13 protein-coding genes are annotated in these 16,080 nt (G+C 59.7%); 1 reads left to right on the top strand and 12 read right to left on the bottom strand.

Annotation, left to right across the window (positions count from 1 at the left end; translation table 11 throughout):
* The 8 genes from HJ536_RS08185 to HJ536_RS08150 form a co-directional block, all read right to left on the bottom strand.
* Positions 1 to 1,335, bottom strand: coding sequence for an NAD(P)/FAD-dependent oxidoreductase (locus HJ536_RS08185; RefSeq protein WP_228028677.1), 1,335 nt, complete (start codon positions 1,333 to 1,335; stop codon positions 1 to 3).
* On the bottom strand, positions 1,332 to 2,213 hold the full coding sequence (locus HJ536_RS08180; protein WP_177157375.1) for an ABC transporter permease: 882 nt from the start codon (positions 2,211 to 2,213) through the stop codon (positions 1,332 to 1,334). Before HJ536_RS08180 ends, HJ536_RS08185 begins: the two co-directional genes overlap by 4 nt.
* A gap of 10 nt (positions 2,214 to 2,223) precedes the next feature.
* The gene (locus HJ536_RS08175) at positions 2,224 to 3,174 is read right to left on the bottom strand and encodes an ABC transporter permease (protein ID WP_177157374.1); all 951 of its coding nucleotides are present in this window, start codon (positions 3,172 to 3,174) and stop codon (positions 2,224 to 2,226) included.
* Between the two features lie 69 nt (positions 3,175 to 3,243).
* A complete protein-coding gene (locus HJ536_RS08170; protein WP_177157373.1) occupies positions 3,244 to 4,905 on the bottom strand; it encodes a peptide ABC transporter substrate-binding protein in 1,662 nt (553 codons plus the stop codon).
* Between the two features lie 106 nt (positions 4,906 to 5,011).
* The gene (locus tag HJ536_RS08165) at positions 5,012 to 6,343 is read right to left on the bottom strand and encodes an NAD(P)/FAD-dependent oxidoreductase (RefSeq protein WP_177157372.1); all 1,332 of its coding nucleotides are present in this window, start codon (positions 6,341 to 6,343) and stop codon (positions 5,012 to 5,014) included.
* A complete protein-coding gene (locus HJ536_RS08160) occupies positions 6,343 to 7,044 on the bottom strand; it encodes an SDR family NAD(P)-dependent oxidoreductase (protein WP_177157371.1) in 702 nt (233 codons plus the stop codon). The genes HJ536_RS08165 and HJ536_RS08160 overlap by 1 nt, the downstream gene beginning before the upstream one ends.
* Complete coding sequence (locus HJ536_RS08155) at positions 7,041 to 7,544, bottom strand: MarR family winged helix-turn-helix transcriptional regulator (protein ID WP_177157370.1); 504 nt, start codon at positions 7,542 to 7,544, stop codon at positions 7,041 to 7,043. Before HJ536_RS08155 ends, HJ536_RS08160 begins: the two co-directional genes overlap by 4 nt.
* Positions 7,545 to 7,772: 228 nt before the next feature.
* Positions 7,773 to 9,398 carry an ABC transporter ATP-binding protein gene (locus tag HJ536_RS08150; protein WP_177157369.1) on the bottom strand — a complete coding sequence of 542 codons (1,626 nt, stop codon included), beginning with the start codon at positions 9,396 to 9,398 and terminating at the stop codon, positions 7,773 to 7,775.
* 283 nt (positions 9,399 to 9,681) lie between these two features.
* Here HJ536_RS08150 and HJ536_RS08145 point away from each other — a divergent pair, with 283 nt between their 5' ends.
* On the top strand, positions 9,682 to 10,623 hold the full coding sequence (locus HJ536_RS08145; RefSeq protein WP_176853607.1) for a YihY/virulence factor BrkB family protein: 942 nt from the start codon (positions 9,682 to 9,684) through the stop codon (positions 10,621 to 10,623).
* Positions 10,624 to 10,767: 144 nt separating this feature from the next.
* Here HJ536_RS08145 and HJ536_RS08140 read toward each other — a convergent pair whose 3' ends face one another.
* The 4 genes from HJ536_RS08140 to HJ536_RS08125 all read right to left on the bottom strand — a co-directional run bounded on the left by HJ536_RS08140 (position 10,768) and on the right by HJ536_RS08125 (position 15,951).
* Complete coding sequence (locus HJ536_RS08140) at positions 10,768 to 11,349, bottom strand: hemerythrin domain-containing protein (RefSeq protein WP_177157368.1); 582 nt, start codon at positions 11,347 to 11,349, stop codon at positions 10,768 to 10,770.
* Between the two features lie 473 nt (positions 11,350 to 11,822).
* A complete protein-coding gene (locus HJ536_RS08135) occupies positions 11,823 to 12,785 on the bottom strand; it encodes an ATP-binding protein (protein ID WP_177157367.1) in 963 nt (320 codons plus the stop codon).
* Entirely contained in the window at positions 12,782 to 15,142 is a 2,361-nt protein-coding gene (locus HJ536_RS08130) for a DDE-type integrase/transposase/recombinase (protein WP_177157366.1), read from the bottom strand. The genes HJ536_RS08135 and HJ536_RS08130 overlap by 4 nt, the downstream gene beginning before the upstream one ends.
* The gene (locus HJ536_RS08125; protein WP_177157365.1) at positions 15,139 to 15,951 is read right to left on the bottom strand and encodes a hypothetical protein; all 813 of its coding nucleotides are present in this window, start codon (positions 15,949 to 15,951) and stop codon (positions 15,139 to 15,141) included. Before HJ536_RS08125 ends, HJ536_RS08130 begins: the two co-directional genes overlap by 4 nt.
* Between the last annotated feature and the right edge of the window lie 129 nt (positions 15,952 to 16,080).

Here is a 16,080-nt window from a genome sequence, read left to right as displayed (position 1 = left end):
TCATGCAAATGGGGGGAGCGGTGCATTTTGCAGTTTGGCCCGCAAGTTGTCGCGCAGCCGGTACCCGCGAAGTGCGGCCTGCGGCGCGATGCTCATGTAAAGGGGTTGCTGGCTGAGGGGCTCAAGCTTCAGGTCCAGATCGGCTTCGGGCGTACCTTTCGCCCAATCGGCCAGAATGCCGCCGATCATCGACCCCGTTGGCACACCCCGCCCCGACAGCCCCGTCATCGCGACCACACCGGGCGCAAGGCCATAGAGCCGCGGAACCGTCCGGCGCTGCATGTCCAGTTCGCCATACCAGAAGAAGTCCCAGCGCGGTTCTTCCTTCAGGTCAGGGTGCAGCCACTTTAGCCGCGCCGACAGGATTTGGCGGGTCAGCGCAGGGTCGCGGCCACGGGCACCCATCGGGAACATCGACGCCACAATCCGGTTCTCACGGTTGTATTTGTAGACGTAGATGTCGCCGCGCCCGTCCTGGATCGTGGTCCGTTTGGGCAGGACAACGGCTTGGGACTCTGGGGACATCGGCTGGGTGGCCGCCACGAACACCCGCATGATCTTGAAGGTCTGATCCAGTTTCGGCCAACCCGCAACCGTATAGGCGCCCGTTGTATAGATCACCTTTTCCGCGCGGACAGAGCCGTTTGGCGTTTTGACAACCCACGCCTGGCCCTGACGATCGCAGCTTTGGGCAGAGGTGCCGGTGTAGATCACCCCACCCTCTTGCTGCACGGCGCGGGCCAGCCCACGGGCATAGGCCAATGCATTCAGCCCGCCCGCCTCTTCGTGGAACCAGCCACCGTAGAAACGGGGCGATCCGGTGATGGCGTGTGCCTCTTCCCGATCCAGCAGACGGGTGCGGGCCCCGACGGCGTTGTAACTGTCCATGTGGCCGCGCAGGGTTTTCAGGTGAGAGGGGAATAGCGCGCCTTGGACGTAGCCGTTCTGCTCCCACTCGCAGTCGATGTTGTAGCGGGCGATCATGGCCGCCACTTTGTCATTCGCGCGGGTCTGGCGCTGGATCAGGCGGTCGGCCCAGGGCGCGCCCAAGTGGTTGCGCAATTCCGGCAGGCTGAAGTGCGTGAAGGTCGGCGTGCAGTGGCCCGCGTTCCGGCCCGATCCGCCGAACCCCACCTCTTCGCGCTCTAGCACCACGACCGAGACCCCTGCCCGCGCCAACTCCAGCGCAGTGGTCAGGCCGGAATAACCCGCCCCGACGATGCAAACGTCAGCTTTGACCTCACCCTTCAGCGCCTTTGTCTCTGGCGCATCGGGCGCGGTCGCGTACCACAAAGTGTCCTTGAATTCCGAGAACTTGCGCATGGCGTGGCTCATCCCAAATCGCTGCGGCTGTCAAAGGCGTCCCGCAGGCCGTCCCCGATGAAGTTGAAGCCCGCAACCGCAATGGTGATCGCCACCCCCGGCACGATGGCCAGCCAAGGTGCATTCGCCAGATACTGTTGCGCACCGTTCAGCATGTTGCCCCAACTGGGCAGCGGCGGCTGGATGCCGTAGCCAAGGAACGAGATATAGGCCTCTAGCAGGATCGCGCGGGCCACTGTCAGGGTTGCGGCGACGATGATGGGGCCAATGGCGTTGGGCAGCAGCTCGCGGAACATGATCCAGCGGTTCGACAGACCTAGCATGTGGGCCGCTTGGACGAAGTCCTGGTTCCGCAGGGATTTGACTTCGGCTTCGACGATGCGGGCGACTTCCATCCAGCTGGTGGCCGAGATGATCAGGGCGATCATCACAGGGCCGGGCTGGATGAACGCTGCCAGCGCCAGCAGCAAGAACACCGACGGAAACGACAGGAAGGCATCGACGACCCGCATCAGAACCGCGGACACAGCGCCCCCGTAATAGCCGGAAATCACGCCGATCACCGACCCGATGCAGGTCGCGATGATCATCACCGCAAACCCGACCGCCATCGAAATCTGCCCCGCATGAAACAGGCGCGCGGCAATATCACGGCCCAAGGGGTCGGTGCCAAGGATGTGGCCGTTCGTCCCCGGCGGGGCGAAACGGGACATCAGGTCGATGTAAAGCTCGTCATAGGGCAGCAGGTAGGGGCCGACGAAACAGGCTAGCGTTAAGGTCAGCACCATGACGGTGCCGATCAGGGCCAGCTTGTGGCTCAGGAACCGGCGCAGGGCGCGGGACTTGATAAGGGGTTTGCGCTCGGTGGAATTGGTGGACAGGGTTGTCATGGGCAGTTCCTCAATCAAGGCGGATGCGCGGATCGATGAGCGCAACGGTGATGTCAGCCAGCAGGTTGCCGACCAGAACCAGAACAGCCGAAGCCATCAACAGCCCCATGACCACGGGGTAATCCGAGTACCCGAGGCTATCGAGGAACAGCCGCCCCATGCCGGGCCACGTGAACACGGTCTCGGTCACCAACGCACCGCCAAGGACCATGGGCAGTTGCAGACCAGCCAGCGTGATCATCGGGACCAGCGAGTTGCCGACGATGTGTTTTAACAGAACGCGGCGACCGGTCAGACCTTTGGCCTTGGCGGTGCGGACGAAGTCCTGGTTCACCACGTTCAGGGTCGAGGTCCGCATGTAACGGCTCCAGATCGCGACATCGACCAGCGCCAGAACGGTCGCGGGCATGATCAGGTGGCGGACATAGTCCAGAACCGAGCCGTCACCGACCGTGTACATGTTGCCCGCGGGCAGCCAGCCAAGGTTCAGGGAAAAGATGTAGATGGCGATCAGACCGAACCAGAAGGTCGGGATCGACAGGGCGACCATCGCGAAAACCGTCATGGTGTAATCGAACGCTCCGCCACGGCGCAGGGCGCTGTAGATGCCGATGCTGCTGCCAAGGGTCACGGAAATCACGGTCGCGGTGCCCATCAAAAGCAGGGTCGCGAACAGGTGGCTGCCGATCACGTGCAGCACCGACTGGCCGTCCCGATAGGACGTGCCCCAGTCGCCGATCACCAGATGACTGAGCCAGTCGAAGTACTGGACGACCACGGGGCGGTCGAGGCCCATCTGGCTCGCGATCTTGTCGATTTGTTCCTGTGTCATGCCCGGACTGAGCGCGAATTGCGACAGGGGTCCACCGGGGGCCAGCGTCAGCACCGCGAACCCGATAAAGGACACAATCAGCAACAGGATAAGGCTCTGGCCGAGCCGAGACAGAAGATAGCGGGCCATGATGTCCCCTCATGTAGGTAAACGTTGGGGGAGGTCAGCCGCGTAACGCGGCTGACCAAGAGAGTGGGATCAGGTGCGCGCCCAATCGCGCACGTTCCATGTATCGATCCGGTTGTTCACGTTGGGGGTTGGGCCGGTCACGTCGTCTTTCCAGCCTTTGACCACCGCGTATTGGAACATCGGCAAGAAGGGCAGATCCTCGCGCATGACGGCCTGCATTTCCTGATAGATCGCCTTGCGTTCCTCGGGGACAAAGTTCTGCGCGCCTTTGGTCAGCAGCTCGTCTACCTTGGGGTTCTGGTAGGCAAAGGTGTTCTGCCCCGACCCACCCAATGCGGGCGACATGGTGGACATGAAGTAATCCGAGGTGTCAGGGTCCGCACCCGCCAGCGTGTTCAGGCCAACGACGACCGAGTCAAACTCGGAGTTCATCCAGTAGTCGCCCCACATGACCGCAGGCGGGAAGTTCTTGATCGTCATCTCGACGCCGATCATCGCAAAGGTCTGCTGGATGAACTGCTGTGCCTGCTCCCGCAGGTGGTTCCCCGCAGTGGTCGAGTTCGAGAAGGACAGGCGCACGCCGTCTTTGACACGGATGCCATCCGAGCCTTTTTCCCAGCCCGCCTCGTCCAACATGGCGTTCGCCTTGTCGATGCTGAACTCGTGTTTGGGCAGGCTGTCGTTATAGTAGAACGACTGCTGCGGCATGTAGGTCTCGGTCGGGGTGGGCACGCCGTAATAGAGCGCGTCGATGATCGAGGTTTTGTCGATCGCCAAGTACAGCGCCTGACGGACCGCTTTGTCCTGAAACTGCGGACGGGTCATGTTCAGACCGATGGACTCAAAGGTCGCGGTGCCCGCCACTTTGACAACCTTGCCGTCCAGCGTTTCCGCCTCGGCCAAGTGGTCAGGGGTGATGTACTGCAGGCCGATGACGTCGATGTCGCCCGATTTGAACTGGGTGTACATGACGTTTAAGTCAGGCACGTATTTGATGATCAGCGTCTTCAGGAACGGGCCGTCCATGTGATAGTCGGCATTCGCTTCCAGCTCGATGTGATCGCCTGCCATCCGGTTTTTGAACTTGAAGGGGCCGGTGCCGATGGGCGCGGTGTTCAGGATGGTGGCGTTCTTGTCCGCGGCCCCGTCGAACACGTGCTTGGGCACGATGTAGGTTGATGCCAGAATGGCCGCCATGGGGGCGAAGGGTTCGCTCATGGTCCAGGTCAGCTCGGTGTCCGAGACAACGGTGATGTCCTGCATCAGCTTGTAACCGGTCGAGCGGAACGAGCGGAAATCGGGATCAACGGTCAGTTCGAGCGAGAATTTCACATCCTCGGCGGTGAACGGCGTGCCGTCGTGCCACGTGACGCCCTCTTTCAGTTTCAGCTTCCACGACAGACCGTCTGCCGAGATACCGCCATTGGCAACGGTGGGAACTTCGGCAGCGAGAATGGGGAAGAACTCACCATCGGGATCAAAGTCGAACAGGGTGTCGTAGACCGCGTAATACACGCCCTCGTCCACCTCGATGTGGGGCATCAGAGGGTTGAACACGGTGGGCTCTTGGGAGAATGCCAGAACCAGCTGACCGGTCGCATCGGCATTGGCGGCAAAGGCTTTGTCGCGGCCAATCGCCATGGGCGTCATCAAGGCCGCACCAGCAGCCCCCATCATCATCAAGGCCTGGCGGCGGCTGAGATGTGCGGAATTTTTCTTCTCGTCAGTCATCTTGATTTCCCTGTTCGCGCTGAGGGAGGAGAAGAGATCGAGGCTAGCGCAAGGCACACGTTCTCTGTCAGGTGGACACGCAGGCGCCGCACCAGTTGGGGGAAGTTTAGAAGCCGCTGATGATCTCGATTTTCGAGCCGTCGGAGAAACGGGAGAAGCGGAAGGGCGTGGGATCGACCAAGGGCGTGACACCACGCACCAGATCAGCGGTCAGACGTCCGGCGGCGGGGCCAATGCCAAAGCCGTGGCCCGAAAAACCGGTCGCAATGTAGAACCCCGGAATGTCATCAACACCGGAAATCACGGGAATGGCGTCGGGGGTCACGTCAATCGCCCCCGCCCATCGTTGGGCAATCTCGGCCTTTTCAAAGACGGGAAAGGCCTTGCGCAGATTGCGCAGCGCCTCGTCCTGAAGCGAGAAGGACGGTTTGGGATCAAGGACGCGGTTATATTCAAAGGGGCTGGCCTCGTTGAGGGCCCATTTGTTCGGCAGCCGCGCCTCGTCGTAAAACCGCCCGCCGAACCTCAGCATCAGCGCCTTCCATTGGACCCCGAGGGCGGGCATGAAATCGCGCATGTAACGGAAGCTATCGGGCACGATGTCGACGATGTTCCGGAACCCGTCTGCAATGGTATAGCCGCCGTCCTGCCGCTTGCGGATCGCAAAGCCATCATACCAGATCGCGTGCTCCGGCCCGCCTTCGAGCGGCTTGGTGCGGATGACGGAATTCTTCACCTTCAGCTGGGGCAACCGCAGACCGGTATTCCGCGCAAAGAGGCTGGACCAAGCGCCCCCCGCCAGAACGACCTGCTCGCATTCAATCTCGCCGCGCTCAGTGACCACGCCGCAGACCGCGCCGCCCTTGGTTTCGATCCCGCGCACCGCGCATTCGGTCAGAATATGGGCCCCACGTTCCCGAGCGGCCTCGGCAATGGCGGGGGCTGCTTTTTGCGGCTCGGCCCGCCCGTCGGCGGAGGTATATAGCGCCCCTTCGATGGGCAGTTCGAACCCCGGCGTCATGGCCGCGAATTCCTCGCGGGACATCATGCGGCTGTCGAACTGGTAGTCCTTGAGCTGCTCCAGCCAACGCTCGTGTTCGGCGTAATCCTTGGGCGTCCCGCAGGCAAAGGCGATGCCCGACCGTTTATAGCCCAAGTCCCGCCCCGTGCGTTCCGCCAGCGTCGGCCAGATGCGCAGCGCCTCGGCCATCAAGGGGACTTCGCGGGGATCGCGGCGCGTGATGCGGACCCAGCCCCAATTGCGGCTGGACTGTTCATGCCCGATCCCGCCCTTTTCACAAAGCGCGACCTTCAGGCCCTGCTCTGCCAGTTCAAGCGCGGTGGAGCATCCGATGATGCCGCCCCCGATCACCACCACATCAACCTTTTTCGGCAGGTCCAGATCGCCGTGAACGGGGACTACAAACGGGCCGGGCATCAGAAACGCTCCTCGAGTTGGCAATTCACTGCAAATTCCGCGACGCTTGCCTCGTTCGGCAGGTCGATCAGCATCTGGATCACGCGGGCCAGATCCTCTGGCTGGGTCATCGCCGCAGGGGCGCGGTCGGTGATGGACATCGCCATGTCCGTGGCCACGAAACCGGGGCAGACGGCGGTGCAGCGGATACCCTGATCAAAGCCCGCCTGCCGCAGCGCGTGGGCCAGCCCGACGACCGCGAATTTGGACACCGAGTACGATCCCGCCTGCGCCGATTTCACCCGTTTGCCGGACAGCGAGGCCAGCATGATAATCCGTCCCTGCCCCGACACCCCGAGCGCGTCCCAACAGGCCGCAGCCAGACGGCGCGGCGCCTGAACGTTGATCTCCAGCATCTCTGCCATCTCGGCATCGGAAATCTCGATCGGCGTTTTGGGGATCATGATCCCGGCGCTTGCAACCAGCGCGTCAATCCGCCCGAACCGCGCCATCGCGGCCTGCGACCAGTCCTGAGCAGCGCCCGCATCCATCGCGTCATAGGCAAACAGATGCACCCGGTCAGGGTCGGCCTGCGCCCACGCAGGCATCACCGGATGACGCATCCCCAAGGACACCGCCCACCCCGCGTCGAACAGGGTTTTGGCCGTCGCCGCACCGATGCCCCGGCTGGCCCCTGATATCAGAGCAACCTTGCAGATCATTTCAGCTTGTTCCTCATGTTGATGTAGGCCCGCTTGAGCACCCGCATGAATTCCTGACGGTCTTCGGGGGGGATAAAGTCAAAGAAATCGTTCTCTTGGGTGCGGATGATGTCGCGCACCTCTTGGGCCAACGCGCTGCCCTTTTCGGTGATGAACAGCGATTGGGCGCGCTGGTCGTCCTCGTCTGACTCGCGGCGGATATCGCCTGCTTTGACAAGGTGATCGATGATGCGACCGGTGGCGGGCCTATCGCGCATCAGCACCTCGGCGATCTGCGAGGGGCGGATACCGGGATAGCCATCGACCAGCAGAAGCGTGGTGATTTTGCCCTTGCCCTTGGCCACATCCAGATGGGCGGTGCGTTGGTCCAGATCACGCGACACCACCGTGTCGATCGAGCGGATGTACCAGCTGAAAGCCTCGTCCAGAACGTCGATCCGCAGGCCCGCCACGGTAAAGGGCTCTGTCACATGATCGGGTTTGTCAGGCGTGTCACTCATGTCGAACTCACTGTCATCTTAAGTTCATGATTTGACGGGAACGCGCGTCGCTCAACAAAGAAGATTGTAAAACACAACTTTTTAATTGTGAAAAACAACTACTGCCGGATTTTGAAGCATCAAGGTGGTGTGGACGGTGGGATTTAGGGGTCCGAGGCCGGGTTCAGGATCGAAAAAGGGGCCGGCACTGGCCGACCCCTATGGGGTTCGAATGGTGAAAGTTTCGAGTCAGGCCGCAGCCGCCCCCGGAATCGCCGCAACCAAGGACCGGGTGTATTCGTGCTCGGGGTGCTGGAATATCTGGCTCGGTGGGCCATACTCGACCATCTTGCCGCGATGCATCACGATGATTTCGTCGCTGATCTGGCTGGCGACCCGCAGATCGTGGGTGATAAAGACCATCGCCAGCTTTCGCTCGCGGCGGATGTGATCCAGCAGTTCCAGAACCTGCGCCTGAATGGACACGTCCAACGCAGAGACCGCCTCGTCCGCGACGATCACTTCAGGGTCGAACATCAGCGCACGGGCGATGCCGACACGCTGGCGCTGCCCGCCCGAGAATTCGTGGGGATAGCGGTCAAAGGCCGACGCATCCAGCCCAACCAGATGCAACAGGTCCTCGGCCTTTTTGCGGGCGTCGCGTTTGGTCAGCAGGTTGTGGGCGATCGGCCCCACGGTCAGAGCTTGGCCAATCGTGAACCGCGGGTTCAACGAGGCATAGGGATCCTGAAAGATCATCTGGATGCGCGGGCGCAAATGGCGGAAATTCTCTTCGTCCATGTCGAGGGTGTTCTTGCCCTGAAACCGGATTTCACCGCTGTCCGCCGCGATCAGTTTCATCAAGACCTTCCCCATCGAGGATTTCCCCGAACCGGATTCCCCCACAATCCCGATGGTTTCGCCGCGATGCAGGGTAAAGCTGATGTCATCGACGGCCTTGACCTCTCGCATCCGGCCCAGAAAGCCGCTGCGCGTGCGGTAGGTTTTGTGCAGGTTCCGCACCTCGAGCGCGACGGGGCGGACCTTGTCACGGGTGCGGTCCTCTTCGCGCATTTTCGGGACGGCGGCGATGAGCTTCTGGGTGTAGGGATGCTGCGGATTGGTCAGCACCTCGGCGGCGAGGCCTTGTTCGACCAGATGCCCCTTTTCCATCACCAGAACCCGATCCGCGATCTCGGCCACGACACCGAAATCGTGGGTGATGAACATGACGCTCATGCCTTTGCGCTTCTGGATGCGGGAGATCAGGTCAAGGATTTGCGCCTGAGTGGTCACGTCTAGGGCGGTGGTGGGTTCGTCCGCGATCAGGATATCGGGGTCCAGCGCCAAAGCCATCGCGATCATCACCCGCTGCCGCTGCCCGCCGGACAGACGGAAGGGATACTGATGCTGGATCAACACCGGATCGGGCAGACCAACCTCGGTCAGCATCTCGACAACCTTTTCGGCACGGCTCTCTTTGGTGCCGATGCTGTGGGCATCAAGGACCTCGCGGATCTGGTCGCCGACCGTCATCAAGGGGTTCAGGGCCGAAAGCGGGTCCTGAAAGATAATCGACACGGCCCTGCCCCGCAGTTTGCGCAGCTCGGCCTCTGGCAGGTCCAAAAGAGGCCGCCCCTTGAAGGTAATCGAGCCTTTTTCAATGGTCATCACGTCGGGCAAAAGGCCCATCACCGTGTTCGCGGTCACGGATTTGCCCGAGCCGGACTCCCCGATTATACAAAGGATTTCGCCCTGCATGAGATCGAAATTGATCCCCTGTACGGCATAGGCGCGGTCGTGTTTTCCGGGCAAAGCGACGGTCAGGTCGCGCACGGACAGAACGGGGGTGTGCCCCATTTCCAGCGTGGTCATCAGTGTTCTCTTCGTTTGTTGTTATTATGCCTGACCAGAAGAGGACGGACCCAGCGCAGGACAAAGCGGCTTGGCCCTTTAAGCTGCGTCAAAGATGGATTTTTCAGACGGGCCGATGAAATGGCAGGAATGTGCTGTGTATTTGGGCATTTCCGGTGATGGCATGGCGATGCCCCCCGTGCCGCCGTATCACACCAGCCCCAGCCGCCAGACTTTTTCGGAAATAAGTCTGGCCCACCAAACGCAAAAAGCTAAATTTCATCGCGAACACGAGGAACGCAGAATGGCTGAACGCACGCCGATCGAAGCGGGTCGCGACGCCGTCATCACCCACGGCATCGTCACCGACAATCCCGAAGGGTTGCTGCACGGCACCGGCTGGCGTGCGGTTTGGGGCATTCTGCGCGAGGCTGGCCTGCGCCTCTGGAGCGACGATGCCTTCGGTCTGGCCGGGAACGTTGCCTTTCGCGTGCTGCTGGCGGTTTTCCCGTTTCTGATCTTTACGTCGTCGCTCACGGCCTTTGTCGGCAGTCAGAGCATGGCCGACAATCTGATCTCGTTCCTGATCGCCATTGTGCCGTCCGCCCTGATCGAGCCGATCGTGTCGGAGGTGCGCCAAGTGATGACCGTCCAGCGCGGCGGCGTCATGTCTGTCGGTATTTTGCTGACCATCTGGTTCGCCCTAGGCGGGGTCGACGGCGTGCGCGTGGGCCTGAACCGCGCCTACGGCGTGCGCGAGACCCGCGCGTGGTATGTGCTGTTTCCGCTGATGGCCCTGATGGTGGTGATCGCCAGTCTGGTGCTGGTGCTGGTCGGATATCTACTGGTGCTGGCCCCGCGCGCCGGATCGTGGCTGCACATCCTGTTTCCGGGCTTTGATCCGGCCTCTGTCACCGTCGGCTTCTTCCGGTATCCGGCTGCGGCGCTGATCCTAGTGTCTTCGCTGTTTCTGGCGCATGTGTTCCTGCCCGCCCGGCGCACCCGGTTTTCGTCGATCTATCCCGGAGTTTTGGTGACGGTGGGCGCATGGCTGACGCTGACTGCGGCCTTTTCGTTCTATCTGGCAAACTTCGCCACCTACTCGAGCTATTACGGCGGCCTCGCAGGCATCATCGCGACGCTCTACTTCCTGTACCTAGGCGCGCTGGTCCTTATCTTCGGAGGAGAGATCAACCGCGCAATCCGCATCCGCCGTTTAGCGCGTGCGATGCGGGGCGGTACTTAAGCCCTGAGCGGTTTGTCGTGGACCAAGTTCCAGAAACTGTTCGCCAACACCAATATGGAGTGCCGACTGGCTTTTGAGATCATGGGCGTCCGCAAAGATCACGCACAATCAGTAGCAACGGGGTAAAGGTCTCGTAGGCCCGCCTCAGATTGAACCGAGGTAATATCCGATGGCCTCGACCAATTCCGTTTCTTCGTAGCCGAAATGCGAGCGCACCACTTCCTCGAGCTTTCTATAGGTGGCGGCGGCCTGACCAAAGTTCGCTTCGCTCGGATTTTCGATCAAGGTATCGGCGGCACGATCCAGCCGGATGATCAATTCGTGCACAACCTCGTGCTCGGCCAGCAGCTTGGCGACGACCTCGCGAAACATGCCGCCTCCGGCGGCCTGAATGCGGGGAAACATGTCAGCGCCTTCGATGTCATGGTGGAACTTGAGCACCTGACACTCGCGCCCGCAAAGGGATCCGAACGCGCGAAAATTCTCGGACATATCGAGCGATAGCACGATCCGCTTCAGGTTCTCTGGCGGGGCGTCACCGGCTTCGATCCGCGCCAGTACTGCGCCGATCTGGGCCATTTCCATCAGATAGTGACGGTGGATTGCCGTAAGCTGCCGTCCTTGGCGGCGGTGCATATCCGTTGCCGCCGGAACCTTCGGCGCCTTGGGGCGGGAAGCTTCGTCGAGATCGAGGTCATCCAGAGATTGGGCGGAGAGATCAGTCATATCCGGAAAGGATGCCTTTTCCCAAAATAAGTCAAGAACATGGGACGCTTTATCGGAACGCGGGATGCTGCGGCGTTCCATGGCCGGCTCATTACCCTGAGGCTTCTGACCAAAGGGAAAAGGCAAACATGGAAGCCAGAGTCGAAGCGGCACATGCCAAGTAATCGACTAGATCACGAACAAAAAAGGGCGGCACCAGTTGGTACCGCCCTTTTTAACCTTTCCGTGAATCAAGCTGTGAATAACCCCATCGAACTTCCGGACCAAGATTTTGGGTCATTGAAATCATTGGACATTTTTCAGCCCAATCACCTCATCTGCTGTCCGAGTCACATGATCCTGCTACCGGATCTGAAGGCTTTGCATGAGCCGGTAGATTACTTGGGTCGCGTACCTTGAGACATATGAAGGGCCCTGGCTTTCGCAAGCCAGGGCCCTTCATTCTTAGGAAATTAAATATGGTGCGGCGTTCGTCAGTCCATCATGCCAGCCAGAAGCTCTTTGACTTCGCACATCTGGTAGTCTTCGCGGATGAAAGGGTTGTGGCCTGGCACGCATCCGGTCTTGGCTGCGTACCGATCCGCCAACCAGAAAATATCGAGTGCGCCCTGCTCGTCTTCAATGTTCGCGAAAACATCCACCATGAACTTGAAGATCAGACCGAAATGGTTGCCGTGAGCGTAGCACATGCGCTGGTAGGTATCCTCGTCGCGGATACCATCGATATCGACTCCTCGTGCCTCGGCGTAGTGGTAGAATGCAGTATCGATCTCATTCAGGTCGTGATCCGACAGCGGGTCCAACGGCCGCATGTGGTATGCTGACGTCAGGTTCCTCAACTGAGGATCGAAGTTCACTTTCGGCAGCAACTCAGGAATGCCGCTCAGGACAACAACAACGGGCCAGTCGGGGTTTTTGATCAGGGTCTTGATCGAGTTCACAACCTTCTTCGTGTCCTTCTCGCCCAGCGTTTCGAACATGTGCTGGCATTCGTCGATATGAACGATCCAATACCCTTGCGTTTTCAACTGCAGACGCACGCGCGACCAGATCTCATGCTCGGTCTTGCGGGGCGACATGTGGTAGCCAACCTGCTCCAGAATCTTGATGCCCAACGACTTCCAGGTCGTTTCGCCATCGAGAAAGATCGACACGCTTTGAACGCCCCGGCCGCATTCCAACGTAGGGCAGCTTTCCTGAAGACGCGACATCGCATGTCGGATCTCCTCGGTTTTCCCCGAATTGCTTTCGCCCACGATCGTCAGACAGCTGGCCTCGAACAGCTGGCCGGTAAGCACGCCCGAATCGTAGTCGTCCGCCGCAGCCTTGAAGAGGCGATCAAGGTCTTCCGCCCTCGACATGTGGAAGTACATGTTGCGAAGGCGCGCCTTGCGCATCGCGAGAGACATGCCGTCCATAGTGCTCAGATCTTTCATTTGAAACTGCCTCTTCCTTTTGGTGCGCCCGAGAACTTCCTCCCCGATTTCTTGCCGGGGGGCGCCTTCTGTTTTCGTGGCTTCTTTCCACCCGAGGGCCGGTCAGATGTGCTCTCCTGTCCGTCTCCCGGTTCCGTATCGCTGCGGCCGTTGGAGATATCAGGATCGGCGTCTGTCTGCGCCTCGTCGCCGCCTTCCCCTTCTTGTTCAGCGGCCCATTTCAACTTTTCTTCCTCGATCATTTCTGGCGTTGAAATTCCCCGCCCTGTGCCGCCAGACAGCAGCGTTTCCATGTCTGCCGAATGCGTCTCCTTGGGGTTTTCCTTGATCTGGAGGTTCATGACGAAGCTGTTCTCGAACCACTCTAAGATCTTTTCATTCAGCTCAGTGGACGGCATGCCATGGCTGGCCAACACATTTGCGAACTTGACGGAAAGAGCGTGCTCGATCTTATCGTCAATCGCCTTGGAATATTTCGCCAAAGCGTATTCATAGAATTCCAGATCGCTTGGGCGCGTGGCCCGCATTTCGTGAAGGGCGGCCATCAAAGTCCGCACCGAGTGATGCGCCAGATCAGGGCGCTTGTTCTCCAGGTAGTAGTGCTTGCCTTTGTAGAAAGCGGTGACCTCCCGGAAGTCCGTCGGATCGAGACGGATCTCGAGAGCCACGTTCTCCCCCCAGATTTCCTTCGGGAACTGCGTCATGTCACCAAAAGGAACGCCGAGGATATGAATGCCTTCCTTCGTCAGCTTCCGCTTCAGCTTTAGGCCAGTCGCGGCCCGCCTGACACGCACAGAAGGCGGCGCAATGGCGCCGTACTTCTGAGCCTCCTTCCATTGGTCGATGGGCCGCTTCCGATGCAGGCCAGCGTGCTCCTGAAGTGGATAGTAGTCGACGATGAACTGGTACAGAAGCTGGCGAAACACGTTCGCATCAAAGCACGCCCAGCCTTCCCTGTCGTAGGCAACCAAGCATTCGGGCGAGTACCCAGTCTTGCCGGGCAATTTGTCCGAGAACATGGTTCGCAAGGTCCCGAAAAATCTCTCGATGTACGGCTTGTCCATAGGCACACCGGTCCGGCCGTAGATGTACGCCCCACCCATCGAAAGGATCACCGCCTGGATCTCCTCGTTGAAAAACTCGTTGCCGGTATCGACCACGATCGTGCCGAGGCCCGTCGCATGGAACCAGGTGGCGACACATCCCGCCAAGCGGCTGAGCTCCGCCTTGCTGCGCGTAACCATGTCCAACACTTCAATCACCGTGCGGACATTCGCTGTCTCGGCCACACCGACACCGAGGATCATGCGTGTAGCAACATCGATGGCTGCGCAGACCCAAAGGCGCTGCACTTGTTTCTTCTTGGGCTTCGTGCGCTCTTGATCCTCCAGCTTTTCCTGAAGGTCCGGCGCCAGCAGCCCCCAGAACTCGCTCTTCTCACGCAGGGTGAACACATCGACGTGCTGGAAATCCAGTTCGATCAGCTCGCCCGGTTTGAGAACGCGCATTCCATGCTCAGTCGGCGACAGGAGCTTCTGCGCTTCCTGCAGGCCTTCACGTCCGAGGATCTTCTCGTACAGCGGAATGCGCTCCAGCCGACGATAAACGGTATTCCTGTGCGGCAGCCTAAGCGGCTCCATCCCCTTCGCAACTAGTGCAGCCGACGCTGCGTCGAAGGCCTTTTTCACCTCCGTGACGATGGAAGCCTTCGACGGCTGCGAGGTCGATCGGTACTTCTTGCAAACTGCCGTGAGCAATTCGCATGCTTGGGACGTCATGTGCCCGGGTTTCGTGTTGCCAGAGTTCTTCTGGTTCAGAAGAACCTCGGCCGTTGGTCGTAGTTGGCGGAAATATTTCTGGCAGAACTGGCTGATCCTCTTGGGGCTCCAGGTCTTGGCCTTGAATGCTCCCTTCTTATCCCAACCGAAGTGCAAGCACCTCTGCCGCTTGGTGGCTTCCTTCTCAATCTTGTCATAATGCCGTTCGACGGCTGACCAAGTGTATCGTCCGCCGGGAATGATCTTCTGGCAAGCCAGCGCCCAGGCCTCTTTCATCAAGGCCTCCTCGCGCTCCTTTTGCGATGCATCAGCCCAGGCCTTGACCGCAAGCTTCGCCGCGGCGGCAAGCTTCGCTTCCTCGGCCGTGTCGCGGGCATAGTTGTAGTCAGCAGTGAAATCCACGCGGGCCAGGATTTTCTGGAGCTCCGCATGCTCAATCACAAAATTCTGCGTGGGGCCGTCCTGAATCTCATTCCTGACGACGATCCCGTCATGGCAGAACCCAGTCACGACGACAGCATGACCATCGAACTCAAGCAGAGTTCCATTCGGGAAATGAATTTTCTCGAGAACGCTCATAACGCCCTTCTGACCCGTGTCGGATAATCAATGAGCCGGGTCTTGTCCGTCTTCAGGATTCCGTCCGCGATGCCTCGCAGGACAGCATCGAAGACACGACCCATCTCCGTCTTGGCTGCTTTGGCACCAACGCCGCGCACGACCAGCTCCTCGATCGAAAATTCTGGCACATCGATAATATCGACCAGGACCTCCGCGAGACGGCTGTCAGCAGCCGGGTCAGGAAAGCGCTTGGCCAGAAAAATCCGCTCGTTGTTGCCACGCACCTGCGGGTGAAACGACGCCTCAGAAATTGTCGCAAACCCACATCCGGCAGGAAGACCCAGCTTGATCTGTTGGGTGATGAACGCTGTTTCTTCACGACTCAGGGCGTCGTCGTTCTTCACGTAGAGGTACGTTTTCTCGCCGGTCTTCAAAGTCACGAGGAAGTCCAGCGTGTTCGACTTTTTCCCGTCGACCTCCTTCTGGAAGTGAACCTTGCGGGGCTGACCGTGCAGGTCGAATGTATTCGGATTGATCAATGCAGCGACGGCAGTGGCACGTTCAAGAGAGGACTCCACGCCAAAAATGCGCGGGAGATTGTCATCGGCCTCGACCCGCGCCACCAATTCTCCCGTCTTCGCAAAGTTCGAACGATGAACGACCTTCCGGACACCACGATAAGGCAGAAGCTTATCGAGGTTCTCGTAGCCAAGCTTCACCGACAGGTTCTCACCCATCGGGCCTTTTTCGAGGGCCTCTATCGCGTATGCCGGGATCACGGGAGCCGGCACGACGTCGATAGTGAAGGATGTGAAAGGTGCTGCCATGTTCGTCTCGTTTTTGTGGTAGCCTGTGCGTGAAAACTTGAGCCCGGAGGTGATCGCCACTTATCTAAGCCGGCGCGACCAACCAATCATCTCAAATATTTTCAATACCTTACACCTATAACGGTGGAA

It is taken from the genome of Donghicola mangrovi, assembly GCF_013377535.1.
GTDB classification, from domain to species: domain Bacteria; phylum Pseudomonadota; class Alphaproteobacteria; order Rhodobacterales; family Rhodobacteraceae; genus Donghicola; species Donghicola mangrovi.
The sequence above is the reverse complement of the archived record's forward strand: the minus strand, read 5'-3'. Positions and strand labels throughout refer to the sequence as shown.

What these genes read in the sequence shown, in the direction of transcription:
- HJ536_RS08170 (WP_177157373.1), bottom strand. Translation starts at nt 4,905, where the DNA reads ATGACTGACGAGAAGAAAAATTCCGCACATCTCAGCCGCCGCCAGGCC.
- HJ536_RS08155 (WP_177157370.1), bottom strand. Translation starts at nt 7,544, where the DNA reads ATGAGTGACACGCCTGACAAACCCGATCATGTGACAGAGCCCTTTACC.
- HJ536_RS08130 (WP_177157366.1), bottom strand. Translation starts at nt 15,142, where the DNA reads ATGAGCGTTCTCGAGAAAATTCATTTCCCGAATGGAACTCTGCTTGAG.
- HJ536_RS08165 (WP_177157372.1), bottom strand. Translation starts at nt 6,343, where the DNA reads ATGCCCGGCCCGTTTGTAGTCCCCGTTCACGGCGATCTGGACCTGCCG.
- HJ536_RS08125 (WP_177157365.1), bottom strand. Translation starts at nt 15,951, where the DNA reads ATGGCAGCACCTTTCACATCCTTCACTATCGACGTCGTGCCGGCTCCC.
- HJ536_RS08135 (WP_177157367.1), bottom strand. Translation starts at nt 12,785, where the DNA reads ATGAAAGATCTGAGCACTATGGACGGCATGTCTCTCGCGATGCGCAAG.
- HJ536_RS08180 (WP_177157375.1), bottom strand. Translation starts at nt 2,213, where the DNA reads ATGACAACCCTGTCCACCAATTCCACCGAGCGCAAACCCCTTATCAAG.
- HJ536_RS08160 (WP_177157371.1), bottom strand. Translation starts at nt 7,044, where the DNA reads ATGATCTGCAAGGTTGCTCTGATATCAGGGGCCAGCCGGGGCATCGGT.
- HJ536_RS08140 (WP_177157368.1), bottom strand. Translation starts at nt 11,349, where the DNA reads ATGACTGATCTCTCCGCCCAATCTCTGGATGACCTCGATCTCGACGAA.
- HJ536_RS08185 (WP_228028677.1), bottom strand. Translation starts at nt 1,335, where the DNA reads ATGAGCCACGCCATGCGCAAGTTCTCGGAATTCAAGGACACTTTGTGG.
- HJ536_RS08150 (WP_177157369.1), bottom strand. Translation starts at nt 9,398, where the DNA reads ATGACCACGCTGGAAATGGGGCACACCCCCGTTCTGTCCGTGCGCGAC.
- HJ536_RS08175 (WP_177157374.1), bottom strand. Translation starts at nt 3,174, where the DNA reads ATGGCCCGCTATCTTCTGTCTCGGCTCGGCCAGAGCCTTATCCTGTTG.
- HJ536_RS08145 (WP_176853607.1), top strand. Translation starts at nt 9,682, where the DNA reads ATGGCTGAACGCACGCCGATCGAAGCGGGTCGCGACGCCGTCATCACC.